The organism is Aeromonas sp. MR7 (assembly GCF_963899385.1).
Classification (GTDB): Bacteria; Pseudomonadota; Gammaproteobacteria; order Enterobacterales; family Aeromonadaceae; genus Aeromonas; species Aeromonas bestiarum.
In genome coordinates this window covers 43,147-66,251 of sequence record NZ_CAWQXH010000008.1, presented here as the reverse complement: position 1 = coordinate 66,251, position 23,105 = coordinate 43,147, and the positions used below count along the sequence as shown (strand labels likewise).

Here is a 23,105-nt window from a genome sequence, read left to right as displayed (position 1 = left end):
GGAGGATATTGCCCATAACCTCACATTAGATGGGGGGCTTGCTTGCTTTTTGCTCCCCCGACAGGTTCAATCTGCACAAAAAAATGGGTGGATGCACATACATATGTCAACGAGCAAACAACTGCTGATCGTCGACGACGACCAAGAGATCCGCGAGCTGCTCAATGAATACCTGACCAGGGCGGGTTTCCAGGTATTGACGGCGGCGGAAGGAAACGAGATGCGCCAGCAGCTCGCCCTGCACAGCCCTGACCTGATTATTCTCGATATCATGATGCCAGGCGACGACGGTTTTACCCTCTGCCAGCAGATCCGTCGCGACTCCCAGGTGCCCATCATAATGCTGACCGCCGCCTCCGATGAAGCGGACCGGGTGATCGGCCTCGAACTCGGCGCCGACGACTACATCGCCAAGCCATTCAGCCCGCGCGAACTGCAGGCCCGCATCAAGGCGCTGCTGCGCCGCGCCGAATTCCGCCAGCCGGAAAAAGAGAAGGAACCGAGCCGCCGGCTGCGTTTTGCCGAGTGGACCCTGGACACCCTGAGCCACCAGCTGACCCACGAGGATGGCAGCCTGCTGGATCTCTCCGGCAGCGATGCCCTGCTGCTCGGCATGTTCCTGCAACAACCCGGCGTGGTGCTGGACAGAGACACCATCTCGGACGCGACTCGCGGCCGCGAGAGCCTGCCGATGGAGCGCGGCATAGACGTGCAGATCAGCCGTCTGCGCCAGAAACTGGGTGACAACGGCAAGAGCCCGCGCATCATCAAGACCATTCGCGGCAGCGGCTACATGCTGATTGCCGAGGTGCACGAGATCCCATGAGAACGAGGTGGTTCTGGCGGGCGCTGGTACCCCGCTCCCTGTTGTCGCGGATGCTGCTGCTGTTGCTGCTCGCCATCCTGCTCTCCCAGACCATACTCACCGGCATCTGGATGCAGCAGATCCAGAAGCGGGAGCTGGAAGGCATGCTCAGCACCACCCGCAACCTGGCGCTGTCGGCCGCCTCCACCGTCAACTTCTTCAAGTCCCTGCCGCTGCAGTACCGCCACATAGCGCTGGACCAGCTGCGCAACATGGGCGGCAGCCGCTTCTTCGTCTCGCTGAACGAGGAGGAGATCCACATCAGCGCCATCCCGGAGAGCGAGCGCAAGACGCTGGTGCTGAAAGAGGTGCAGGGCGTGCTGACCCGCAAGCTCTCCGATGCCATGGCCATCAAGGTGGACTTCTCGCGGCCCGAAGAGCTGCACGTCTTCAACAACGACACCCTGCTGGCGGATCTGCCCTCCTCCTGGGCCCGCTATACCCTGTCGCTGGAGCCGCTCAATCCGCCGGTGCTGGTGACCCAGATCGAGATAGAACCGGGTGAGTGGCTCTATCTGGCGGCCCTGCTGCCCGCCCCCTACATGACGCTCGACGATACAGTGATGCCGAGCAACCAGGTGCGTTTCATCGCCCTGATGACTGTCTTCCTCTGCTTCTTCACCTTCCTGCTGGTGCGCTGGCAGACCCGGCCGCTGCGCCGGCTCGCCAAGGCGGCGGTCAATCTCGGCAAGGACATAGACCAGCCCTCGCTCAAAGAGGAAGGGGCGTCGGAAATCGTGGCGGCCACCCGCGCCTTCAACATCATGCAGCACCGCATCCGCCGTTATATCGACGACAGGGAGCGGCTGTTCAGCTCCATCTCCCACGATCTCAAGACCCCCATCACCCGGCTGCGGCTGCGGGTCGAGCTGCTCGATGACGAGGTGCAGATCGGCAAGTTCAACAAGGATCTGGACGAGCTGGAGCTGATGGTCAAAGGGGCGCTGCAGACGGTGAAAGACACCGACATCCACGAGAACATAGAGCAGCTGGACATAGACGCCATGCTGGAGCAGATGGCCGAGTCCATGAACCTGCATGACGAGCGGCTGACCATAGAGGGCCACTGCAAGCAGCTCTACCGTGGCAAGCCGCTGGCCCTCAAACGCTGCATCGGCAACCTGGTGGACAACGGCATCAAGTACGGCCAGAAGGTGCGAATCATCATAATGGACGACGAGGAGATGCTGATCCTCTTCATCATGGATGAGGGCCCGGGCCTGCCGGACGATCAGTTCGAGCGCATCTTCGAGCCCTACTACCGGCTCAGCACGGATCTGGCCGGTACCGGCCTTGGCCTGGGCATAGCCCGCAACATAGCCCACGCCCACGGCGGCGATCTGGTGCTGGAAAATCGCCCGCAGGGCGGCCTGCAGGCCACCCTCTCCCTACCAAGGCAGTAACCTTATGAAGTTGTTCCCGTTTGCCATTGTCGCCCTGCTCTCCCTGCCTGTAGGCGCCTCCCAGGTGGAGGTGCTGCACTGGTGGACCTCCGGCGGTGAGGCCAAAGCGGTGGAAGTGCTCAAGTCCGAGTGGACCGAGCAGGGCAACCAGTGGAACGATTTCGCGGTGCAGGGCGGTGGCGGCAAGAGCGCCATGACAGTACTCAAGAGCCGGGCGCTGGCGGCCAACCCGCCGGAAGCGGCGCACCTCAAGGGCTATGAGCTGAGGGAGTGGGCCGGGCTCGGCTTCCTGCGCGATCTCACCCCCATGGCCGAACACCTGGGCTGGTATCCTCAGCTGCCCGCCATGGTGCGGGAAACCCTCAGCCAGAATGGCGCCCTGATGGCGGTGCCCACCGGCATCCACCGCGTCAACTGGCTGTGGCTCAACCGCAAGCTGTTCGACAAGCTGGGGCTGACCCCGCCCACCGACTGGAACCAGTTCGTGGCCGTGGCCGAACGGCTCAAGGCGCAGAACATCACACCGCTCGCCATCGGCAACGAGCCCTGGCAGCTCGCGGTGTTGTTCGAAACGGTGGCGCTCGGCGAAGGAGGCAAGGAGTTCTATCGCAAGGCCTTCGTCGAACTGGACGGCGCCACCCTGACCGGCCCCGACATGGTGCGGGTGCTGACCCGCTTCCAGCAGTTGCGCGCCTATGTGCCCAAGAGCTTCATCGGCTTGAAGTGGCACCAGGCCACCAACCAGCTGGAGACGGGCGAGGCCGCCATGCAGCTGATGGGGGACTGGGTGAAGGGGGAGCTGAGCGTCAGCAACTACAGGCCGGGTGAAGATATTGAGTGCCTGCCCAGCCCGGGCAGCGAAGGGCTGTTCAGCTACAACCTGGACTCCATCGCCATGTTCAAGCAGCGGGATCCCGCCCAGTTGCAGGCGCAGGGCGAGCTGGCCCAGTTGCTGATGACGCCGCGCTTCCAGCAGGAGTTCAACCGGGTGAAGGGCTCTATCCCCGCCCTCACCAAACCGGACATGAGCAAGTTCGATCGCTGCGCCCTGCGCTCCTACCAGGATTTCCTGCTGGCGGAGCGAGAGGGCAACCTGCTGCCCAGCATGGCGGAAGGGATGGCGACGCCCACCAACATGCGCCAGGCGATCATGGATGTGCTGAGCAACTTCTTCAACGACCCCAGGGCCAACCCGGAGCAGACGGCGCTGCATCTGGAGCGGGCCATGCGCTCGACCCGCTAGCCCTTTCCCGACGGCCAGAAACGACAAAGGCGGATGATGCATCCGCCTTTGTCATCGTGGGAGAAATCCGGGAGCTAAGTGTTGTCGTTCTCGTCCTCATCTTCGTCGTAGTAATCGCTGAGCTCGATCCAGAGCCCCAGTCCGATCATCACCATGGAACCAAACCAGGTGCCTGTGTTACCGATCGGGCTGCCCATCACTATCATGGCGAAAGCCAAGAACCCCATGCCTGCGTAGGCTTGCAATCTGCCGTAGGAGACCTGCATATTCACACCTCCTTGTTGAATATGGTTCAATTTTTATATTACTCACAAGACGGGGACTAGATAGGGCCAGATAACACTTTGGTTACATATGCTGCTTCCAGTCCCAGTAGTTTGATTATTTTTTCGCCGTGAGTATCATTGGCAGCTGAATTGGTTGAAGGTTGATTATTGATGAGTGCTTTATTCTGCGATGCAACCCATGAGTTGGACGCAATCGGGCTTCGTTATCCCGAACCCGTGACGATAGCGCGCAAGAAAGTGCGGCTGAAGGTTGATTATTAATGACGACTTTATTCTGCAATGCGACTCACGAGTTGGATGCAATCGGGCTTCGTTGCCCGGAACCCGTGACGATTGCGCGCAAGAAGGCGCGGCTGAAGGTTGATTATTCATGAGTACTTTATTCTGCGATGCGACTCACGAGTTGGATGCAATCGGGCTTCGTTGCCCGGAACCCGTGATGATGGTGCGTAAAAAAGTGCGGCTGATGGCCCAGGGCGAGACCCTGCTGGTCAGCGCCGACGATCCCTCAACCACCCGCGATATCCCCAGCTTCTGCCGCTTCATGGATCACACCCTGATCGCCAGCGAGACAGAGCAGGCCCCCTACCGCTATCTGATCCGCAAGGGTCAATAAGCCCAGTTTCGGAGCAAACATGACAACCATTACCCGAGTCGGCACCACCCAGCGTTGGTCAGACGTGGTCATTCACAACGGCACCCTCTATGTGGTGGAAGTCCCCGTCAGCGAAGAGGCCGACATTCACCAGCAGACCCGCGAAGTGCTGACCAGCCTGCAGCGCCTGCTGGAAGCCAACGGCTCCGGGGTCGACAAGATCCTGATGGCCAACATCTATCTCAAGGACATTGCGGACATAGCCGCCTTCAACGAGCTGTGGGATGCCTGGATCCCGGCGGGTACGGCGCCTGTCCGGGCCTGCGTGCAGGCTCGCCTGGCCCACGAAGGCTACAAGGTGGAAATCCAGCTGACTGCGGCCGTCTAAGCCGAGCGGGATGCCTGGCCCACGAAGGCTACAAGGTGGAAATCCAGCTGACTGCGGCTGTCTAAGCCGAGCGGGATGCCCGGCCCACGAAGGCTACAAGGTGGAAATCCAGCTGACTGCGGCTGTCTAAGCCGAGCGGGATGCCCGGCTCCCCTCATCCCCAGCCCTTCTCCCGCAAGGGGAGAAGGGTGCAAAGAACAAGGCGCCATTGCTCGCAACGGCTCCAATAAAAAGGCCCCGCCATCACTGGCAGGGCCTTTTTGTTACCACAAACCGGACGACTTAGGCAGTCGGGGTCAGGATAATGGTCACGCGGCGGTTCTGGGCCTTGCCGGCGGTGGTGCTGTTGCTGGCAACCGGCTGATCCGGGCCCACACCGCTAGTAGCGATGCGGCTGCCGGTCACGCCCTGACCGATCAGCTGGGCGGCAACGGCATCGGCACGCTGGGCGGAGAGCTTCATGTTCAGATCGCGGGAGCCTGTGCTGTCGGTGTGGCCGACCACGTTCAGGCGGGTCTTGTCGAACTCGGCCACCACCATGGCCACGCCGGAGAGGGTATTGGCACCGGCCGCTTTCAGCTGGGCGCTGGAGCTGTCGAAGGTGACGTTGTTCGGCATGTTGAGGATCAGCTCGTCGCCATTACGGGTCACGCTGACGCCAGTGCCCTGCAGCTTCTCGCGCAGCTTGGCTTCCTGCACGTCCATGTAGTAACCGATACCGCCACCCAGGGCGGCACCGGCGGCCACGCCAGTCAGGATCCCCTTCTTGCGATCACCCTTGCTGGAGGAGAGCGCGCCCACGGCGGCGCCCGTCGCGGCGCCGGCCAGCGCCCCCCAGGCACCCTTGGAGGTCTGGGATTCACCGGTATAGGGATTGGTAGTACAGCCGGTCAGGACAATGGTCAGTGCCAGAGCTGGCACCAGGATCTTGGCTCGCATGAAAAAACCTCTATGAATACAGTCCGGCACCATGCCGGGGGCCGGATTGTAACGCGCCACCACGCCATTGTCTGACGCAGGTCTGAACGGTTGGCGAGAGTGAGCATTTTTTGCGCACCAGCGGCGCTTGGCGGGCCAAATTCGGCTACAAATGCAGCCGAATTTGTCGCAAGAAAGAGGATAACCGACAGCCCCAGGCCATTCGGTGTGACCGATAGCCCTTGGCGGGCGTCTGGCACGGGCGATAAGCAGCCTCAGGCGGGCTGCTGACACTCGCCGTGGCAGGGACAGGTCACCAGATGATCGTTCACCATGCCCACCGCCTGCATAAAGGCGTAGCAGATGGTGCTGCCGACGAACGTAAAACCCAGCTTCTTGAGGGCCTTGGCCATGGCATCCGACTCCGGCGAGGTGGCAGGAATATCGCCGTTTCCCTGCCGTTGATTGACCATGGGGGCGCCGCCGACGAAGCCCCACAGGTAGTCCGCGAAGTCGATGCCCTGCGCCTCCAGCGCCAGATAGGCGCGAGCGTTTTTGATGATCGACTGCACCTTGAGGCGGTTGCGGATGATGCCTTTGTCCTGCATCAGCCGCTCCACATCCTGCTCGTCGAACCGGACGATAAGCTCGGGATCGAAGTCCGCATAGGCGCGGTAGTAACTCTCGGTGCGCTTGAGAATGGTGATCCAGGAGAGCCCCGCCTGCTGGCCATCGAGGCAGAGCTTGGCAAACAACTCGCGCGGGTCACGCACCGGCCGCCCCCACTGCTTGTCATGGTATTCGATATATTCCGGGTCCTTGGTCACCCAGGCGCAGCGCAGTTCCATTCCTCGTCTCCTGTTATTTTTCTCTGCCCGACTCTCTGTCCGACAAGGGGATTTCATCGGCCACATGATGGGGCTTCCATCCCGGGCCAACCAGGCCCGGCGCAGCCCCGCCCCATGAATCCCCTACAATTTCGCCTATTATCCGACCATGCCAGACGGTATACTCCTTCGGTTCACATTCAGCAAATCTTGCTCTGATTTCACTTCGCGCGAAAAACACTATGCAAAAATTCGATGTCAAAACCTTTCAGGGCCTGATCCTGCAGCTGCAGGACTATTGGTCCCGCCAGGGCTGTACCATCATTCAGCCGCTGGATATGGAAGTGGGTGCCGGTACCTCCCACCCCATGACCTGCCTGCGCGCCCTGGGCCCGGAGCCCATCGCCTGCGCCTACGTGCAACCGTCCCGCCGTCCCACCGACGGCCGCTACGGTGAGAACCCGAACCGCCTGCAGCACTATTACCAGTTCCAGGTGATCATCAAGCCGTCCCCCGACAATATCCAGGAACTCTACCTCGGCTCTTTGAAAGAGCTGGGCATGGATCCCGAGATCCACGACATCCGTTTCGTGGAAGACAACTGGGAAAACCCGACCCTGGGTGCCTGGGGTCTGGGCTGGGAAGTCTGGCTCAACGGCATGGAAGTGACTCAGTTCACCTACTTCCAGCAGGTTGGCGGCCTCGAGTGCAAGCCGGTCACCGGCGAGATCACCTATGGTCTCGAGCGTCTGGCCATGTACATCCAGGGCGTGGACAGCGTCTACGATCTGGTATGGTCCGATGGCCCGCTGGGCAAGACCACCTACGGCGACGTCTTCCACCAGAACGAGGTGGAGCAGTCCACCTACAACTTCGAACACGCCGACGTGGACTTCCTGTTCCACTGCTTCGAGCAGTACGAGAAAGAGGCCCAGCACCTGCTGGCACTGGAAACGCCGCTGCCGCTGCCCGCTTACGAGCGCATTCTGAAAGCTGCCCACTCCTTCAACCTGCTGGATGCCCGCAAGGCCATCTCGGTCACCGAGCGTCAGCGCTACATATTGCGCATTCGTACCCTGACCAAGGCCGTGGCCGAGGCGTACTACGCCTCCCGCGAAGCGCTGGGTTTCCCCATGTGCAAGCGCACTGAGAACAAGCAAGGTTAAGGAACGGACATGGCACAACATACATTTCTGGTAGAGATCGGCACAGCTGAGCTGCCGCCAAAAGCCCTGCGCTCCCTGGCCGAAGCCTTTGCCGACAACTTCAAAGCTGAGCTGACCAAGGCCGACCTGGCCTTCGGCGACGTCGAGTGGTTCGCCTCACCGCGCCGCCTGGCGCTGAAGGTACACGCGCTGGCCGGCGAGCAGCCGAGCAAGAGCGTCGAGAAGCGCGGCCCGGCCGTCTCCCAGGCGTTCGATGCCGAAGGCAAGCCGACCAAGGCTGCCGAAGGCTGGGCCCGTGGCAACGGCATCACCGTTGAACAGGCCGAGCGTCTGGTCACCGACAAGGGTGAGTGGCTGGTTCACACCGCCAAGGTCGAAGGCCGCCCGGCCGTCGATCTGCTGGGTGAACTGGTTGCCTCCGCACTGGCCAAGCTGCCCATCCCCAAGATGATGCGCTGGGGCGACAAGACCATCCAGTTCGTGCGTCCGGTGTTCACCGTGACCCTGCTGCTGGATGGGGATCTGGTTCCCGCTCACATTCTGGGTATCGACTCTGCCCGCACCATTCGCGGTCACCGCTTTATGGGCGAGAGCGAATTCACCATCGACAACGCCAGCCAGTACCCGCAGATCCTGCTGGAAAAAGGCAAAGTGGTTGCCGACTTTATGGCGCGCAAGGCCAAGATCAAGGCTGACGCCGAAGCGGCCGCTGCCGCCTTCGGTGGCGTTGCCGATCTGGACGATGCCCTGCTGGAAGAGGTCACCGCCCTGGTCGAGTGGCCTGTGGTGCTGACCGCCAACTTTGAAGAGAAGTTCCTGGCCGTTCCCGCTGAAGCGCTGGTTCACACCATGAAGGGTGACCAGAAGTACTTCCCGGTCTACGACAAGAACGGCAAGCTGCTGCCGAAGTTCATCTTCGTCACCAACATAGAGTCCAAAGACCCGAGCCAGATCATCAGCGGCAACGAGAAGGTGGTTCGCCCCCGCCTCTCTGACGCCGAGTTCTTCTTCAAGACCGACCTCAAGCAAACCCTGGCCTCCCGCCTGCCGCGCCTTGAAACCGTGCTGTTCCAGCAACAGCTAGGCGCAGTCAAGGCCAAGGTCGAGCGCATCGAGACCGTCGCCGGCTTTATCGCCGAGCGTATCGGCGCCAATGTGGCTCAGGCCAAGCGTGCCGGTCTGCTCTCCAAGTGTGATCTCATGACCAACATGGTCGGCGAGTTCGCCAGCACTCAGGGTGTCATGGGGATGCACTACGCCCGTCACGATGGCGAAGACGAAGTGGTGGCCGTGGCCCTCAACGAGCAGTACATGCCGCGCTTCGCCGGTGATGCCCTGCCATCCGCTCTGGAAGCCTGCGCCGTCGCGCTGGCCGACAAGCTCGACACCCTGGCCGGTATCTTTGGCATCGGCATGTTGCCCAAAGGTGACAAGGATCCCTTCGCCCTGCGTCGCGCCGCCATCGGTGCCCTGCGCATCATGACCGAGAAGCAGCTGGATCTGGATCTGGTTGAACTGGTTGAAGAAGCGGTACGCGTCTACGGCGACAAGCTGACCAACAACACCGTCGTTACCGACGTGGTCGACTTTATGCTGGGCCGCTTCCGCGCCGCCTATCAGGACGAAGGCATAGGTGCCGATGTTGTGCTGGCCGTACTGGCCCGCCGCCCGACCCGTCCGCTGGACTTCGATCGCCGCGTCAAGGCCGTCAGCCACTTCCGCAGTCTGGATGCCGCACTGGCATTGGCTGCTGCCAACAAGCGCGTCAGCAACATTCTGGCCAAGGTCGAAGGCGAACTGCCGACTGCCGTCAAACCGGAACTGCTGGTCGACGCCGCCGAGAAGGCGCTGGCCACTCAGGTTGCCGCTCTGCAAGCCGAACTGGCCCCGCTGTTCGCGGCCGGTGACTATCAGGCTGCCCTCACCCGTCTGGCCGCCCTGCGCGAGCCGGTCGATACCTTCTTCAACGAGGTGATGGTGATGGCCGACGACGAAGCCCTCAAGGCCAACCGTCTGGCGCTGCTGAACAACCTGCGCAACCTGTTCCTGCAAGTCGCGGATATCTCCCTGCTGCAGTGATATTTGTTGGGTTAAGTGATAATAAAAACGGCGCCGAAAGGCGCCGTTTTTGTTGAAAGAAATGATTCAGAAAGGAATCTCATCATTCAACCCTTCAATTTCCACAAAATATATTATCTGAGATGCTGTGACACTGAGGATATATTCAGCAACTTCCAATGTAGCAATGCCGCCCTCTGCTCCACCATGCCCCACCCCATTTCCACCACTGCGGTAGGCATAAATTCCTTCTATTGTTTTTACCAATGCCTTTGGTATTTCATAGTCATTAGTTTTCAAAAACCATTTTGCTAAATCGCCTAGAGTAGCAGCTTTAGACGCTGGGAATAATGCTTTTCCTGCAGCTTCGACTGCGCAAACAGCCTCTTTTACGCAATTTTCATAGTCAGGACTAGTGGGACTTCTGAAAAAATGAAGCGCTTTTGCATAGTGCTTTCTTGATTCATTCAACCTACTATCCCCCATCACAACCTGTGCTCTGGTTGCTGTGTCTTCTGTGTGCCTGCGCCCTCGACGCCTCACCACACCATCAGAAAACTCAAATGCTAAATTTTCCTCAAGAAAAAGACGCTCAATCTCATTAGCTATATATTTTTGAACTTCTCTTTTTTCTTTTACTAGCTCAGATTTCTCATAACCATGCAGAACATCCTGAGCTAGATAAGTATAAATTCTCTCACAAAAATCAAAGGTTTTATCCCACGCCAAAGAATATAAAACTTGCTCCGCATCAGCTCTCGCTTTCTTAACATCAGGGAATGGTGACTGGCTATATATCACAGGTTGGATTCTAGATATTCGTTGCAACTCTCTAGCAATAGCAAGCCAATCTGATATATATCCTTTCCCCTCCAAATCGTACAGCATATGAAGAACTGCTATTTTGGCACTATCAGGAAAAGAATCTTCTACATGTTGGTTTGAACCACGATGCCTAGATGAAAATGGCGCTTGAGTATCTGTCAAAATAATTACCTCTCCATCTTGTGTTATTCGTGTTAAATAGAATCCCCTGACAACAGGATAATCTTTTTTACCATAAAGTTAACTCTCTTATGGTTGCTGATTGACCCTCGTAGTATCAATTCGGTAGCAAACCCGTAGGTTCGAGTAACTGTCAGGCGTAATCGAAAATTCGCATAAATCGATCCTCCCGTTATCACGGCCACCCGCATTTCCCCCTCCGGCTGGCCAACCCTGACTCACGACAACAACCGGGACAACTGCTTCTCAGTCGTCCGATTACGCCGCGCTAATCGAACCTACAGATCCTTTGCCAATGCGGCGACAATGTTTTCCACGCTCTGGGTTACCGACAGGGTGGCGCTATCCAGTATCAGGCGCTCCCTGTCCCAGGGTTCATAATCGCGGTCGAGCACAGCCTGCCAGTCCGGCAATGCAAACCCCGCAATATCGGCCGTCCGGTTCTCGACCCGCTCGCGGTGCAGCTTCGAATTGGAGCAGACCACCTCAACATCGACATAGGGCACCCCGACCGAGAGGGCGATATCGTGGTAAGCATCCCGGGTGAGCTGTATAGGGTTAACGGAATCCGTGATGACGATTGACCCGAGTTTCAGGTTCTCTCTGGCCAGCTCATAGGCGACGAAATAACCGGCGGGCCCCATCTCTTTGTTTGTCTGGTCGGCGTCACGAATGGCCTGCTCTATGGTATCGATGCGCAGATAGACGGCCCCCAACCGCTGGGCCAAGGCACGCGCAATGGTGCTCTTTCCGCTGCCCGGCAAACCACTGAAGATAATCAGCATCATGTCTCCCCTGTGATGAAAAAGCTTGCGCGCATTCTCCCCGCGATGGAGGCCCTGAGTCCAGCGCGGGTGTGCCGGCAGCTCACCGGCACGCTCGCCCGATCACCACAACCCCATGCAGGCACCGGCTGCGGGGGACCCCACAGAGTGAACCTTGCCGCGTTCGGGTATGGGCATGGGAAGCTGCCGCTGTTAGGGTATGACCATCAATTAATCGACGACCGAGGCGTTATGCAACGCAAGACCCTGGCCCTGCTGCTGGCCACCCATCTGCTGGTAGGGGCGGCCGGCTTTGCCGCCGGCATCTATGCCCTGCCGATCCTGATAGCACCTGCCGCACCGAGCAGTGAACAGGTGGCGGCCAGTCAGCAACAGGCGACCTTTAACGGCACCTTTCGCCGGGATCTGAAAGAGAGCGACCGGCTGCACTGGGGCGAAGGCCAGGTGAGCATAGGGCCAGATGCCGTCAGCCTGATGGGCAAGCTGGCGCCGGGGCCCGACTACCAGCTCTATCTGTCGCCGGAATTTGTCGAAACCGAGGCGGACTTTGCCCGCCTGAAGCCACGGATGGTGCGGGTCGGACCGGTGAAAACCTTCGACAACTTTATCGTGCCGCTCCCCGCCAATATCGATCCGGCCCGCTACGACAGCGTGATCGTCTGGTGCGAAACCTTCGGCCAATTTATCACAGCCGCCCGCTATCGGCAGTAGCCCTGCCGGTTGCCGTAGGGCCGGAGACGGCGCAGCATCATAAAAAAACGGCGCCCCAAGGCGCCGTTTTGCTGTCTGCCAGACCACTCAACTCGGGGGAAAGTGGCCGCCAATGCTGATCACCTTGACCTGCTGCAGGGTGCCATTGATGGTAAAGGCGACCCTGTGCTCCTGACTGAGCCGGATCGTGTAGATCCCCTTGTTGTTGCCGCTCAGCTGCTCGTAGTGCATATCGCCGACCTTGCCGGCGGCACTCTTGGGATCAGAGCCGCGCTCGATCTCCCGCCGCCACTCATGGTATTTGCCCATGGCCGAGGGCGTCACGGCGACGTGCTTGTCCTTGTTGTAGAGGATCCGGGGTTGGGAATCATCGATAGTCCATGCCATAGCCAGCTCCTAGTCAGGCTCCAAAGAGAACCAAACTATAGCCCAAACGAGCAAAATGACAGATCATCAGAGCGAGATCCCTAACTGTCATTGCTGCAACCATTGCCCACAGAGGACCAGCAAGCGCGAAGTAATACACACCGGGCGCATAATCTGGCCAAGGCGAATACGCCAAGGAAAACGGGCACCCTTTGGGGGTGCCCGTGATGGACAAGTGGTTTATTCATTCATATCCGACAACATGAGCACGCTTACAGATAGTGCTCATCAACACCGATATGGCTTAACGCAGCCAGCTCCAGTGGCGTCAACTGTGCCGCATCGTCTATCATGGTCGGCTCGCCGCGGGCGGACTCGGGCAGCTGGAGGCGCACCTTGAGCGTGTCGGTCAGGCTGCCAACCAGATTGCCCATGCGGGTCAGGCGGGAGACCAGCACGGCCTCCGGGCTGCTCTCGCTGTCGGCAAAGGTAGAGACCTGCGCCACCGCGAAGTCGCAGATGGCCTTGGCCCGATCACCAAAAGCCCCTTCCAGCTGTTGCAGCACTTGCCGTGCCTCGCTGTCGCCGAGACGATCCAGTTCCGCCTTCATATGACCGGTGTCAAAGCGCAGTCGCGCCCCGGCATCGAGCCGATCCTCCGGCTTGCCAGCGGTCTGGTCAGCCCACGCCTGATCGGTCTGACCGGCAAACTGCATCAGGCCGCCCAGCACCAGTCGCTGGTTGGGGCGAGCCGAGGCGAGGCTGTCGAGAGCATGACCAAGGGAGGACCCCTTGGCATCGCTGCCACTGGCCAGTGAGAGCGCCAGTGTGCGCAGGGTTTGCAGGTCACCACGGGTCTGCAATTTGGCCATGTGGGAGCCATTGATGGAGCCATCGGCAATGTGCTGATGCAGGGCATTGAGATCGCTGCTGCTCAGGGTCACCTCGGTCGAGGTTTGATCCCGCAGCAGGTAGCTGGCCTGGTAGCTGATAAGATCCAGCGCCAGCTTGTAGCCAGAGGCCGGGGTCTGACGCGCCATGGCGACCTGCTCGCGGGCAGCGCCTTTGGTCTCACCGCTTTGGACGGGCGCCGTGTCGGCAGCAGTGGTCGCGCTTTGCGCCGGTTCGCCAGCAACTTCGGCCTGTACGGCACGCTGCAGGTCGGCAACTTCGCCCATCGCGGCGTGCAGCTGGCTCATCGCCTCCTGCAACAATTCTGGTGTGGCGCTGGCGAGCAGCTCGGTCACCTTGCCCCCCACAGTGCCCCACTGCTGGAGCGGGATACCGGCGATGGGGCGTTCGAGCAACCCGGCGGCGGCTGTCTGACTCTCTTGCCGCATGGAACCATCCCGGATCCCGATCAGGGAGGTCGCCAGTGAGCGCAAGGCGCCGTTGCCGGTCGCCAGGCGGGCGTGATCCTGTCCCAGTTGCTCGGCATTGATGCTGTTCAGCTCACTTGCCTTGTCGAGACCGCTCAGGGTAAAAGGCAGCGCCTGTTGCAACAGCAGCCGTTTCTGTTCAGCCAGCGAGAGGTTGTCTGCTACCGGAGTCTGCTGCGCCTTCGGCGCAGAGGCACTCTTGTCCGTCCCCAGCAAGTTGCCAATCCACTCTTTCAAAGCCACGAATGGGTGGGCCAGCTGGGCCCCCAGTCGCGAGAGCAGCCCTTGGCCTTTTTGCGGTTCATTGCGGCCGCCCAGCAGGATCGCATCCTGCCCGGTGGTGACCTGACGCGCCTCCAGCTGGCCCATCCGACCAACCCCTGTGGTTGCATCACTGTGGTGAGCGACGGCCTGCATGCCGCCAGTGTGTGCTTGAATCTGCATAATGATTGTCTTCTTGTGATGTTTCGCCACCAGTCTAGGAGAGGCGATCAACACGGACTATCGGGATTGGTCGCGATTTTTGTACTGAGCGCGGCACGCTATCTCGCTGACCGAAAAGCTAAAAAAAGAGAGCCACCATTAACAGTGCCGCTGACGGCGACCTGTTCTAATGGCACCACCACCAATCTGGAGCCATAGATGAACTCTCTTTATCACGCCGCCATCCGCCAGCTGTTTCTCTCCCTCTCGCTCCCTGAACCGCAGCAGGAGGAGAGCGTCACCAGCCTGCAGATCGGCGAGCTTACCTGCCATCTGACCGAGCACCCGGCCAACTATCTGCTGATGTTTACCCGCCTGGAAGCCGCCACCAGCGCCCAAGCCGCGGCGCAGAACCTGTTCAGCCAAGACCCCTGCAAACCGGTACTTGGCTTCGATTCACAGACCCTGAACCCGGTGTTATGGAACCGTCAGCCGCTGCAACAGCTAGAACGTGCCCAGATCCACCACCAACTGGAACAACTGGTCTCTGCCGCTGATGAGCTAAGCAGGCAGTAACAGGTATGCCCCCAAACCGGACCGTATGGAATCCAGGACACTATCTAGATAAAACATGGGTCTGCCGTCGACTGTCCCCACAGCCAAACGGCGCCCCAAGGCGCCGTCTGGCTGCATGCCACCAGTGACGGCGGCTGGCTGTTTATATGGCTCAGCCGGTATAGACAGGCAGCAGACCCGCCATGTTGAGCAGATGGAAGAGGACTGTCAGCACACCGAACAGAAAGACGCCCACTATCATCGGCAGGCCGCCCGGCGCGCGGAAGCCGTCGCCTTTACCGCCTTGCTCGCCCTTGCCGGCACGCACCTTCCAGGCCAGCAGGGCCGGTATGATGCAGGTCCACAGGGTGGCCACGGCACCGGCGTAGCCGATGGCCATCAGGAAGCCGAGCGGGAACAGCAGCAGCGGCGGCAGGAAGGTGGTGGCCCACGACTTGGCGCGGCCACCGCAGCCGTTGTCGAACTTGAACAGATCCGCCAGATAGTCGAACACCCCCAGACCCACACCGATAAAGGAGGAGAGGATGGCGGCCATGGAGAAGAGGTTGAGGGCGCTGGAGACGGCCTCCGACTCTATCACCGAGGCCAGCGCCTTGAGCTGCACGTCGACGTTGCCGCCCTGGGCCACCACGGGCCCGAACTCGACACGCTCACCAGCCAGATGAGGTAGAACAGCAGTGCTATGGCGGTGCCGCCGGCATCTATGCCCTGCCGATCCTGATAGCGCCTGCCGCACCGAGCAGTGAACAGGTGGCGGCCAGCCAGCAACAGGCGACCTTTAACGGCACCTTTCGTCGGGATCTGAAAGAGAGCGACCGGCTGCACTGGGGCGAAGGCCAGGTAAGCATTGGACCAGATGCCATCAGCCTGATGGGCAAGCTGGCGCCAGGGCCCGATTACCAGCTCTATCTGTCGCCGGAATTTGTCGAAACCGAGGCGGACTTTGCCCGCCTGAAGCCACAAATGGTGCGGGTCGGACCGGTGAAAACCTTCGACAACTTTATCGTGCCGCTCCCCGCCAATATCGATCCGGCCCGCTACGACAGCGTGATCGTCTGGTGCGAAACCTTCGGCCAATTCATCACAGCCGCCCGCTATCGGCAGTAGATGCCATGCCCGCTTCCTGCCGTCATGAGCCAGCCGATCAAAGAGGAGGTTTCTTCTCCCGCGACAGTCCAATACAAAAGGCGCCAACAGGCGCCTTTTGATGATCGGCAGCGGCGAGCCGCACCGACCCCATTGCACGGAACGCCTTACTCCACCGGCGCCATCAGGTGCTGGTAGGGGGTGCCAGACCACATGATATAGGGTATCGAGGTGTCAGGAGCGGCACCTTTCGGGTACTGATCGTAGAAGGCGTCATCCGCCCCGACAACCATCACGTGGGGCCCGGTCTGCAACCAGTGATTGCTGGTGGTGGGCTGGGTGGCGTAAGGATCTGTGTTGCTGGCATCGGTGCCACCCTTGAGCATGTACATAAAGCCGATCTTGCCCTTGGGCGGGGTCTGATGGCCGATCCAGGCGTGAGCCCAGGCCATCGCCGCCGCATCCATGCACATGGGGTCCGGCCCCGGCGTGGCCGGGTTGTCGGGCATGCAGGTAAAACCGTTGCTGCCTTCCCGCAGGGTACGCATCTTGCCATCGGCGCCCATGGCGACAATGGTGGCGCCGGCACCGACCCTGGTGGGGGCCGCCGCCATGGCGCTGGTGATCATCGCCTCGTCCGTCATCGCCGCAGCGCCGGCCATCTCTTCGGCCTGCACCAGGCCGGCCAGGGTGATGGCCGCGAGTGCTCCAAGGGTGGACATGTGCTTGCACATAACGTCTGTCTCCCGGTTGATTGGATAGATCACGCGCGGCCTGACTACCATGGCGGCCGTGCTGCCGGGCAGCAGCTGTCTGGTGGGGGACGGAGTGATCGGAAGGTGCCGCCATGGGGTCGCAGCCCGGGGGCGTGCGGTGGGCCGCCGACGTCATCTGTCTGACTATAGTCCCTCCAGCTCCCTGCGCCGGATGGCGCAAAAAACAAGGCGCCACCCGGGCGCCTTGTCATAGGGTGAGGACAAAAAACTAGCCCATGTAGACCGGCAGCAGACCCGCCATGTTGAGCAGATGGAAGAGGGCGGTCAGCACCCCGAACAGCAAGACGCCCACTATCATCGGCATGCCGCCCGGCGCGCGGAAGCCGTCACCTTTACCGCCTTGCTCACCCTTGCCGGCGCGCACCTTCCAGGCCAGCAGCGCGGGTATGATGCAGGTCCAGAGCGTCGCCACGGCGCCGGCGTAGCCGATGGCCATCAGGAAGCCGAACGGGAACAGCAGGGAGAGCAGCAGCGGCGGCAGGAAGGTGGCGGCCCACGACTTGGCGCGACCGCCGCGGCCGTTGTCGAACTTGAACAGATCCGCCAGATAGTCGAACACCCCCAGACCCACACCGATAAAGGAGGAGAGGATGGCGGCCATGGAGAAGAGGTTGAGGGCGCTGGCGACGGCCTCCGACTCTATCACCGAGGCCAGCGCCTTGAGCAGCACGTCGACGTTGCCGCCCTGGGCCACCACGGGCCCGAACTCGCTGCGCGGCAGGTTGCCGAACACGCTCACCAGCCAGATGAGGTAGAACAGCAGCGCTATGGCGGTGCCGCCGAGGATGGCGTAACGGGCGCGGCGCTCCTCACCGTAGTAGGCGCGCATGGACGACACCGAATGGTGATAGCCGAACGAGGTGAGCGCCACCGGCAGCATGGCCAGGGCATAGGGGGCATAGCTGGCGTGCTGGCTCAGGGTATCGAACAGCAGGGTCGGCTTGATGTTGAGCGACAGGCCCGAGATGCCGAACACGAAGCTCAGCCCCATGGCGATGACCAGCACCACTGAGATGCGATCCACCGCCCGGGTGGAGTGCCACACCAGGCCGGAGAAGCCCAGAGTAAACAGGATGGATCCCCAGTGGCTGCCGATGCCGGTCATGCCATCTATGATGAGGCCGGCCGAGGTGATGTAGGCGTAGAGCAGTATGCCGCCGACAAAGTAGACGGTGAGGTTGTTGAGGACGTTGACCTTGTCCCCCAGCAGTTCGCGGGTGACGGTATCGAACGACACGCGCAGCGGATAGCCCTGATAAGACTCCAGCAGCATCCAGCCGGATACCGTCATCACCACCATGGTCAGGGTGATGGCCAGCACCGACCAGATGGTCCAGGCGCCCGCCCCGGCACTCGGCAAGCCCAGCATGCCGGCTCCTACACAGACGCCGGCAATGATGCATGCCCCGCCCACCAAAGATGGTTTCTGTCCCATTTACTTCTCCAAAGACGATTGTGGATCTGGTCGCGACCGCGGACCGTTGCATTTGCTACGCCGGTTGTCATGGTAGATCGCGCTCATCTATGTGCCGGTGCCCAGTGCTTGTTGCTTCGAAAGCGAAGCAAGGTGGTTAAGGCGGGCTGCCGGCCCGACACGGCAGCAGGGCCGCCATGTCGGGGAAGGGACTTTACCCTGCTACCCCTCAGGTATCAAATGCGGGTGCATCTTCAGGCTGCCCGGTGGGCCCTTAGCAGACAGCCTGCAACTGGCGCATCGGCACTCAATGAGCCAGTTGCGGCAACAGCTGCAGCAGCTGGGCGCGATCCGCCAGCGGCGTCTGGCTGACCCAGATACCCAGCAGGCCGTAGGAGAGCAGCGGCAATATCAACAACAGCAGGCAGAGCAAACCCAGCAGCCAGCGGGGCTCAAGCCTGCGCGCCTTGCTGCCAAGGTGCAGCGCATCGGCCCGCTTGGGGCAGGCGGTGATGCAGCTCATACAACTGGTGCACTCCAGGCTGCGCACCGCGATCAGCTGGTGCACCTGGATGCGCGACGGACAGGCCCGGCTGCACTTGTCGCAGTCATGGCCAGCACTTCGCAGGCAGCGGGCCGGGTCACGCCGAATGCGCAGCGGTGTCAGCAGGCCGAGTAAAGACAGCCAGACGCCGTAGGGGCAGAGGTAGCGGCAGAAGCCCTGGCGGAAGGTGGCGGTGAGCAGCAGCACCCAACCGAGGCAGAGGCCCGAGATCAGGGTCAGGTTGAAGAAGAAGGCCCCCATCTTCATGTCCGCCGCCTGATGGTAGGGGCTGGTAAAGTAGCCGGGCAGGGCGGCGCCTGGCACCGCGATCAGCACGATAAACAGCAGGAAAGCCAGCACCAGAAACTTCTGGGAACGCAACACGACATCGAGCCAGCGCGGCGGCGTCCACTCCCCCACTATCCATCGGCTGCGCAGGCCGTGCAGCCACTCGCCCACCAGCCCGAGCGGGCAGAACCAGGCGCAGAAGGCCCGCCCCAGCAGCAGGGCCGACAGGCAGAGCACCAGTACCGTGACGGTCGCCGCCGGATGATGAGGATCTACTATGCCCTGACTGAGCCAGGCCCGCAGCCCGAGCCCGCCGGCGATGGGCAGGAAGCCGTCCACCACGTCCGGACGCATCAGCCAGGGGGATATCCCCTGCCCCAGCTGCCAGATATGCAGGCCGTACTGCACAGTCACCAACCCCCAGCAGAGCAGCAGCAGGTGACGGGTCCGTTCCCGCAGCGACTGGCTGTTGATCCCGCTGAGTGCTGGCAGCGGTCGGTATCTGTGCCACAGGGCGAGGGGGACGACCACCAGCCCCAGCGCGAACCAGAGCAGGCTGTCCGCCGCCACCAGCCAGATCAGGCCCAGCAGGCCGAGGGCAAGACGCCACTGCCAACCGGTGCGCGCCTGCCACCCCAACAGGGCCAGATAGACCAGGCCAGCCACCATGGTCATCGCTTCAATCAGGCTCATCTATCTCCCTCATAGCACTCATTCGGATAAGGGGGCAGGATAACGAATATCTGAGTTGATTATTTTGATCTGCATGGGCAGAGGGGGACATTCGCGCCCAATGCCCCTCGCTAGGGTTGAACCTTATGCCTTGCGGCTGTTGAACAGCGGCTGGTCCGATTCGACCTGCTCGGCCCAGAAGTGGATGTTGAAGCGGGCATCCTCGGACAGCTCGACCCTGTGCCAGTACTGGGGCGGGCTGGTGGCAAACTGGCCTGCATGGATCACTAGGCTTATCTCAGGCTCCTCGGCCTGCTCGTCGGCAAAGCCGTGGTAGGTGACTGTGCCCTCCATCACGCAGAGCTGGCCGAAGACACCGGCTGCCGTGTTGTGATGGGTGAGCAGGGCTGCGGGTACGCTCTGGCGGGTGAAGAAGGGGGTGGAGCGGCGCACCACCCAGTGGGCAGGAATAAGGTGCAGTGACATAGACATTCTCCTCAGATGGCCGGGTCGACCCGGCCGGCACAATGAATGGGGTTAACGGGGCAGCTGACGCAGCAGCGGGAAGGCGGCGCTCATCTGATCGCCCCCCACCACGAAGCCGCATAGCTCGCCATCCTCGCCATGCGCCTCGGCCACCATGCCGTGGCTGTTCCAGCGGCACTGCCAGGAGAGATCCTCGCCCTTGGTGCGGCCCGCCAGCTGCAAGGGATAACGCGGCGTTTTCACCTTCACCAGCATGGGCGGCAGGGTCAGCGGGGTCGGCGTGCCAAGCAGGGTGCGCGCCAGCGCATTGGCCCCCAGCACTATTGGTTGCAGGAAGGGGAGCAGCTGGCCCCGCCACTGCACGCAATCACCCAGTGCGAAGATATGGGGATCGCTGGTCTGCAAGTTGTCGTCGACCAGGATGCCGCGCTCCACCTCCAGCCCGGCCCCCCGGGCCAGGGCCAGATTCGGCCGCAGGCCGATCGCGGCGATCACCAGATCCTGCTCGCTGGTGCGGCCATCGGTCAGGGTCACCCGCCAGCCGTCGCCGGGCTGGGCATCTATCCTGGCGATACCCAGCCCGAATTGCAGGCTGACCCCCTGACTGCGCAGCGCCTGTTGCAGCGGCGGGGTCAGGGCGGCCGGCAACAGGGCGCTGAGCGGGCTGTCGGCCAGATCCAGCAGGGTGACCTCGCGACCATCGCTCGCCATGTCCATCGCCAGCTCGCAGCCGATGAGGCCGGCCCCCAGCACCAGGATGCGGCGGGCCTGCTGGATCAGCCCCTCGGCGGCGGCGTACTCCTGCTGGCTGTTGAGGGTCACCAGATGCTCGCTGCCCGGTATCTCCGGGCGCGCCGCGCTGGCGCCGGTAGCCAGCACCAGCTGGCCGTAGGGGAAGCTGCCCTGCGAGGTCAACAGGGTGCGCCGGGCGGGATCGATACCGAGCACGGGGCAGTGGGGCAGCAGCGTGATGCGCTGCTGCTCGGCAAAGTCGCTGCCGCTCTGCCGGGTCATGGCCGCGGCGGCGCAGCCCCGGCTCACCACGTGGCTCAAGTCCGGCTTGTTGTACTCGTCGCCGCTGTCGGCGGTGATGAGGCGGATGGGCTGTTCACCATCCAGCTTGCGCAGGCTCTTGACCAGCTGCTGGGCGGCGAAGCCGCTGCCGATCACCACGATTTCCCGGCTGATGCCGGCGTCATTCAGGGTTGCTGCGTTCATACACAGGCCTCCACGGCGCAGGGTTCGAATACCTCCTTGCCGATGCCGCAGCCGGGGCAGAGGAAGCTGTCAGGCACCTGGGCCCAAGGAGTGCCCGGTGCCACCAGCTGATCCGGCTCGCCCAGTGCCGGGTCATAGACCCACTGGCAGACGACGCAGAGCATGCTTTGGTCATCGTCCAGCGTGCTGGCGACCGGGGTGACGACACGCGCCACCGGTACCTCGATCACGGGCGCCGTCACTGCGGCGTTGTTTGTGATGATCGGGCGGGGTGCCTCGAGTGGGTGCAGCGCCCACTGGCGGGCCAGCTGGCGGCCGTGCTCGCGGCATTCGGCCAGGGCCGAACCATCGGGGCGCCACTTGGCCTTGAGGGAGATGCTGATGTCGAAGCCCGCGTCCATCAGCCGGGTCTGGATCCGGTCCACGGCGCCGCCGGTCCAGCCGTAGCTGCCGAAGGCCGAAGCCCGCTTGTTACGGAACCGCAGGCCGGTGATCTCCTCCAGCATGCCCGCCACCTTGGGCATCATGACGTTGTTCATGGTGGAGGAGCCCACCAGCACCCCCTTGGAGCGGAACACCTGGGTCAGGATCTCGTTCTTGTCGTGGCGGGCCACGTTGAAGATCTTCACCGCCACGCCCGGGTCTACCTCGTGGATGCCCTGGGCGATGGCGTCGGCCATCATGCGGGTGTTGTTGGACATGGAGTCGTAGAACAGGGTGATGCGATCCTCCTGATACTGATCCGCCCATTCCAGGTACTTGAGGATGATCTGGGTGGGGTCCTCGCGCCAGACGATGCCGTGGGAGGTGGCCACCATGCTCACCGGCAGGTTGAAGCCCAGCACCTCCTTGATCTTGGCGGTCACCAGCGGGCTGAAGGGGGTGAGTATGTTGGCGTAGTAACGCTGGCACTGCTCCATCAGCTCGGTCTGATCCACCTCGTCGTTGAACAGGTGCTCGTCGCAGTAGTGCTGGCCGAAGGCGTCGTTGGAGAAGAGCACGGCGTCCTCGGTCATGTAGGTCATCATGCTGTCGGGCCAGTGCAGCATGGGGGTCTCGATAAACACCAGCTGCTTGCCGTTGCCTATGTCCAGGCTGTCGCCTGTCTTGACCGGGTGGAAGTTCCACTCCGGGTGATGATGGTGGCCTGTGATGGAGTCGATGGCGTTGTGGGTGCAGTAGATGGGGGTGCCTGGGATGCGGGCCATCAGCTCGGTCAGGGCGCCGGCGTGATCCTCCTCGGCGTGGTTGATCACCACGAAGTCGATGGAAGCGAGATCGATCTCCGCCGCCAGGTTCTGCACGAACTCCCGGCTGAACTTGTGATCGACGGTGTCGATCAGCACGTTCTTCCCTTCGCGGATGAGGTAGCTGTTGTAGCTGGTGCCCTTGTGGGTCTTGTACTCGGTGCCGTGGAAGTCGCGCACCTCCCAGTCCCGTTGGCCGACCCAGTGAATGTTGTTTTTGACGTGAATGCTCATCAAGTTGTTCCTCAGAATGCAATAGCGAATGTGCGACTGAACGGACTATTGCAGTTGACGTGCCAACTCATAACTTATTGTTTTTAATAGACACACACATAGATCATTGTCATTTAGACAGCCACTCTTTATAGTCAAAAGCACA

General features: G+C 61.3%; 23 protein-coding genes and 1 pseudogene. 10 read left to right on the top strand and 14 right to left on the bottom strand.

Annotation, left to right across the window (positions count from 1 at the left end; genetic code table 11):
- Nucleotides 1-103: 103 nt before the first annotated feature.
- From AACW87_RS04355 to AACW87_RS04345, 3 genes are read left to right on the top strand one after another with little or no spacing between them, the layout of a single operon-like run.
- On the top strand, nt 104-826 hold the full coding sequence (locus AACW87_RS04355; protein ID WP_042867409.1) for a response regulator: 723 nt from the start codon (nt 104-106) through the stop codon (nt 824-826).
- The gene (locus AACW87_RS04350) at nt 823-2,268 is read left to right on the top strand and encodes an ATP-binding protein (RefSeq protein WP_042867408.1); all 1,446 of its coding nucleotides are present in this window, start codon (nt 823-825) and stop codon (nt 2,266-2,268) included. Before AACW87_RS04355 ends, AACW87_RS04350 begins: the two co-directional genes overlap by 4 nt.
- Before the next feature lie 4 nt (nt 2,269-2,272).
- Nucleotides 2,273-3,511, top strand: a complete 1,239-nt coding sequence (locus tag AACW87_RS04345) for an ABC transporter substrate-binding protein (RefSeq protein ID WP_098981351.1) — start codon at nt 2,273-2,275, stop codon at nt 3,509-3,511.
- 74 nt (nt 3,512-3,585) lie between these two features.
- Here AACW87_RS04345 and AACW87_RS04340 read toward each other — a convergent pair whose 3' ends face one another.
- Nucleotides 3,586-3,777, bottom strand: a complete 192-nt coding sequence (locus tag AACW87_RS04340) for a hypothetical protein (RefSeq protein ID WP_042036104.1) — start codon at nt 3,775-3,777, stop codon at nt 3,586-3,588.
- Nucleotides 3,778-4,168: 391 nt separating this feature from the next.
- Here AACW87_RS04340 and tusA point away from each other — a divergent pair, with 391 nt between their 5' ends.
- A complete protein-coding gene (gene tusA, locus AACW87_RS04330; RefSeq protein ID WP_103472982.1) occupies nt 4,169-4,414 on the top strand; it encodes a sulfurtransferase TusA in 246 nt (81 codons plus the stop codon).
- Between the two features lie 19 nt (nt 4,415-4,433).
- Entirely contained in the window at nt 4,434-4,781 is a 348-nt protein-coding gene (locus AACW87_RS04325; RefSeq protein ID WP_043135848.1) for a RidA family protein, read from the top strand.
- Between the two features lie 282 nt (nt 4,782-5,063).
- Here the strand turns inward: AACW87_RS04325 and AACW87_RS04320 are convergent, their stop codons facing one another.
- Both AACW87_RS04320 and AACW87_RS04315 read right to left on the bottom strand, forming a co-directional pair.
- Nucleotides 5,064-5,720, bottom strand: a complete 657-nt coding sequence (locus tag AACW87_RS04320) for an OmpA family lipoprotein (RefSeq protein ID WP_241326658.1) — start codon at nt 5,718-5,720, stop codon at nt 5,064-5,066.
- A gap of 254 nt (nt 5,721-5,974) precedes the next feature.
- Nucleotides 5,975-6,547, bottom strand: coding sequence for a DNA-3-methyladenine glycosylase I (locus tag AACW87_RS04315; RefSeq protein ID WP_241326657.1), 573 nt, complete (start codon nt 6,545-6,547; stop codon nt 5,975-5,977).
- Nucleotides 6,548-6,768: 221 nt separating this feature from the next.
- Between AACW87_RS04315 and glyQ the strand changes: the two genes are divergently transcribed.
- Entirely contained in the window at nt 6,769-7,692 is a 924-nt protein-coding gene (gene glyQ, locus AACW87_RS04310; RefSeq protein WP_005320598.1) for a glycine--tRNA ligase subunit alpha, read from the top strand.
- Nucleotides 7,693-7,701: 9 nt separating this feature from the next.
- Complete coding sequence (gene glyS / locus AACW87_RS04305) at nt 7,702-9,771, top strand: glycine--tRNA ligase subunit beta (protein WP_241326656.1); 2,070 nt, start codon at nt 7,702-7,704, stop codon at nt 9,769-9,771.
- 66 nt (nt 9,772-9,837) lie between these two features.
- Here the strand turns inward: glyS and AACW87_RS04300 are convergent, their stop codons facing one another.
- Both AACW87_RS04300 and AACW87_RS04295 read right to left on the bottom strand, forming a co-directional pair.
- A complete protein-coding gene (locus AACW87_RS04300; protein ID WP_241326655.1) occupies nt 9,838-10,737 on the bottom strand; it encodes an AbiJ-NTD4 domain-containing protein in 900 nt (299 codons plus the stop codon).
- 296 nt (nt 10,738-11,033) lie between these two features.
- Nucleotides 11,034-11,540 carry an AAA family ATPase gene (locus tag AACW87_RS04295; protein WP_241326654.1) on the bottom strand — a complete coding sequence of 169 codons (507 nt, stop codon included), beginning with the start codon at nt 11,538-11,540 and terminating at the stop codon, nt 11,034-11,036.
- A gap of 231 nt (nt 11,541-11,771) precedes the next feature.
- Between AACW87_RS04295 and AACW87_RS04290 the strand changes: the two genes are divergently transcribed.
- The gene (locus AACW87_RS04290) at nt 11,772-12,251 is read left to right on the top strand and encodes a DM13 domain-containing protein (RefSeq protein ID WP_241326653.1); all 480 of its coding nucleotides are present in this window, start codon (nt 11,772-11,774) and stop codon (nt 12,249-12,251) included.
- Between the two features lie 87 nt (nt 12,252-12,338).
- On the opposite strand, the gene AACW87_RS04285 is transcribed toward AACW87_RS04290, so the two are convergent.
- Nucleotides 12,339-12,638 carry a hypothetical protein gene (locus AACW87_RS04285; protein WP_042651633.1) on the bottom strand — a complete coding sequence of 100 codons (300 nt, stop codon included), beginning with the start codon at nt 12,636-12,638 and terminating at the stop codon, nt 12,339-12,341.
- A 251-nt stretch (nt 12,639-12,889) separates the two neighbouring features.
- Nucleotides 12,890-14,440, bottom strand: coding sequence for an ADP-ribosyltransferase (locus AACW87_RS04280; RefSeq protein ID WP_241326652.1), 1,551 nt, complete (start codon nt 14,438-14,440; stop codon nt 12,890-12,892).
- Between the two features lie 198 nt (nt 14,441-14,638).
- On the opposite strand from AACW87_RS04280, the gene AACW87_RS04275 reads away from it, so the two are divergent.
- On the top strand, nt 14,639-14,995 hold the full coding sequence (locus AACW87_RS04275) for a CesT family type III secretion system chaperone (RefSeq protein WP_241326651.1): 357 nt from the start codon (nt 14,639-14,641) through the stop codon (nt 14,993-14,995).
- A gap of 151 nt (nt 14,996-15,146) precedes the next feature.
- Here AACW87_RS04275 and AACW87_RS04270 read toward each other — a convergent pair.
- Nucleotides 15,147-15,691, bottom strand: a pseudogene (locus AACW87_RS04270) (aromatic amino acid transport family protein); the annotation flags it as partial.
- Between the two features lie 3 nt (nt 15,692-15,694).
- Between AACW87_RS04270 and AACW87_RS04265 the strand changes: the two are divergent.
- Complete coding sequence (locus AACW87_RS04265) at nt 15,695-16,102, top strand: DM13 domain-containing protein (RefSeq protein WP_241326665.1); 408 nt, start codon at nt 15,695-15,697, stop codon at nt 16,100-16,102.
- 146 nt (nt 16,103-16,248) lie between these two features.
- Here AACW87_RS04265 and AACW87_RS04260 read toward each other — a convergent pair whose 3' ends face one another.
- The 6 genes from AACW87_RS04260 to norV all read right to left on the bottom strand — a co-directional run bounded on the left by AACW87_RS04260 (nt 16,249) and on the right by norV (nt 22,960).
- A complete protein-coding gene (locus AACW87_RS04260) occupies nt 16,249-16,803 on the bottom strand; it encodes a hypothetical protein (RefSeq protein ID WP_043135890.1) in 555 nt (184 codons plus the stop codon).
- 262 nt (nt 16,804-17,065) lie between these two features.
- Complete coding sequence (locus AACW87_RS04255; RefSeq protein WP_241326650.1) at nt 17,066-18,292, bottom strand: aromatic amino acid transporter; 1,227 nt, start codon at nt 18,290-18,292, stop codon at nt 17,066-17,068.
- A gap of 286 nt (nt 18,293-18,578) precedes the next feature.
- On the bottom strand, nt 18,579-19,796 hold the full coding sequence (locus AACW87_RS04250) for a 4Fe-4S binding protein (RefSeq protein ID WP_241326649.1): 1,218 nt from the start codon (nt 19,794-19,796) through the stop codon (nt 18,579-18,581).
- Nucleotides 19,797-19,919: 123 nt separating this feature from the next.
- Entirely contained in the window at nt 19,920-20,261 is a 342-nt protein-coding gene (locus AACW87_RS04245) for a DUF1971 domain-containing protein (RefSeq protein ID WP_241326648.1), read from the bottom strand.
- A 51-nt stretch (nt 20,262-20,312) separates the two neighbouring features.
- Complete coding sequence (gene norW / locus AACW87_RS04240; RefSeq protein WP_241326647.1) at nt 20,313-21,479, bottom strand: NADH:flavorubredoxin reductase NorW; 1,167 nt, start codon at nt 21,477-21,479, stop codon at nt 20,313-20,315.
- The gene (norV, locus tag AACW87_RS04235; RefSeq protein WP_241326646.1) at nt 21,476-22,960 is read right to left on the bottom strand and encodes an anaerobic nitric oxide reductase flavorubredoxin; all 1,485 of its coding nucleotides are present in this window, start codon (nt 22,958-22,960) and stop codon (nt 21,476-21,478) included. Before norV ends, norW begins: the two co-directional genes overlap by 4 nt.
- Nucleotides 22,961-23,105: the final 145 nt, after the last annotated feature.

Excerpts from the sequence above, each read along its gene's own strand:
- AACW87_RS04355 (WP_042867409.1), top strand. The coding sequence starts at position 104 with ATGTCAACGAGCAAACAACTGCTGATCGTCGACGACGACCAAGAGATC.
- AACW87_RS04245 (WP_241326648.1), bottom strand. The coding sequence starts at position 20,261 with ATGTCACTGCACCTTATTCCTGCCCACTGGGTGGTGCGCCGCTCCACC.
- AACW87_RS04350 (WP_042867408.1), top strand. The coding sequence starts at position 823 with ATGAGAACGAGGTGGTTCTGGCGGGCGCTGGTACCCCGCTCCCTGTTG.
- AACW87_RS04285 (WP_042651633.1), bottom strand. The coding sequence starts at position 12,638 with ATGGCATGGACTATCGATGATTCCCAACCCCGGATCCTCTACAACAAG.
- AACW87_RS04295 (WP_241326654.1), bottom strand. The coding sequence starts at position 11,540 with ATGCTGATTATCTTCAGTGGTTTGCCGGGCAGCGGAAAGAGCACCATT.
- AACW87_RS04340 (WP_042036104.1), bottom strand. The coding sequence starts at position 3,777 with ATGCAGGTCTCCTACGGCAGATTGCAAGCCTACGCAGGCATGGGGTTC.
- AACW87_RS04325 (WP_043135848.1), top strand. The coding sequence starts at position 4,434 with ATGACAACCATTACCCGAGTCGGCACCACCCAGCGTTGGTCAGACGTG.
- AACW87_RS04320 (WP_241326658.1), bottom strand. The coding sequence starts at position 5,720 with ATGCGAGCCAAGATCCTGGTGCCAGCTCTGGCACTGACCATTGTCCTG.
- AACW87_RS04275 (WP_241326651.1), top strand. The coding sequence starts at position 14,639 with ATGAACTCTCTTTATCACGCCGCCATCCGCCAGCTGTTTCTCTCCCTC.
- glyS (WP_241326656.1), top strand. The coding sequence starts at position 7,702 with ATGGCACAACATACATTTCTGGTAGAGATCGGCACAGCTGAGCTGCCG.
- AACW87_RS04260 (WP_043135890.1), bottom strand. The coding sequence starts at position 16,803 with ATGTCCACCCTTGGAGCACTCGCGGCCATCACCCTGGCCGGCCTGGTG.
- norV (WP_241326646.1), bottom strand. The coding sequence starts at position 22,960 with ATGAGCATTCACGTCAAAAACAACATTCACTGGGTCGGCCAACGGGAC.
- glyQ (WP_005320598.1), top strand. The coding sequence starts at position 6,769 with ATGCAAAAATTCGATGTCAAAACCTTTCAGGGCCTGATCCTGCAGCTG.
- AACW87_RS04290 (WP_241326653.1), top strand. The coding sequence starts at position 11,772 with ATGCAACGCAAGACCCTGGCCCTGCTGCTGGCCACCCATCTGCTGGTA.
- AACW87_RS04255 (WP_241326650.1), bottom strand. The coding sequence starts at position 18,292 with ATGGGACAGAAACCATCTTTGGTGGGCGGGGCATGCATCATTGCCGGC.
- tusA (WP_103472982.1), top strand. The coding sequence starts at position 4,169 with ATGAGTACTTTATTCTGCGATGCGACTCACGAGTTGGATGCAATCGGG.
- norW (WP_241326647.1), bottom strand. The coding sequence starts at position 21,479 with ATGAACGCAGCAACCCTGAATGACGCCGGCATCAGCCGGGAAATCGTG.
- AACW87_RS04280 (WP_241326652.1), bottom strand. The coding sequence starts at position 14,440 with ATGCAGATTCAAGCACACACTGGCGGCATGCAGGCCGTCGCTCACCAC.
- AACW87_RS04345 (WP_098981351.1), top strand. The coding sequence starts at position 2,273 with ATGAAGTTGTTCCCGTTTGCCATTGTCGCCCTGCTCTCCCTGCCTGTA.
- AACW87_RS04315 (WP_241326657.1), bottom strand. The coding sequence starts at position 6,547 with ATGGAACTGCGCTGCGCCTGGGTGACCAAGGACCCGGAATATATCGAA.
- AACW87_RS04250 (WP_241326649.1), bottom strand. The coding sequence starts at position 19,796 with ATGAGCCTGATTGAAGCGATGACCATGGTGGCTGGCCTGGTCTATCTG.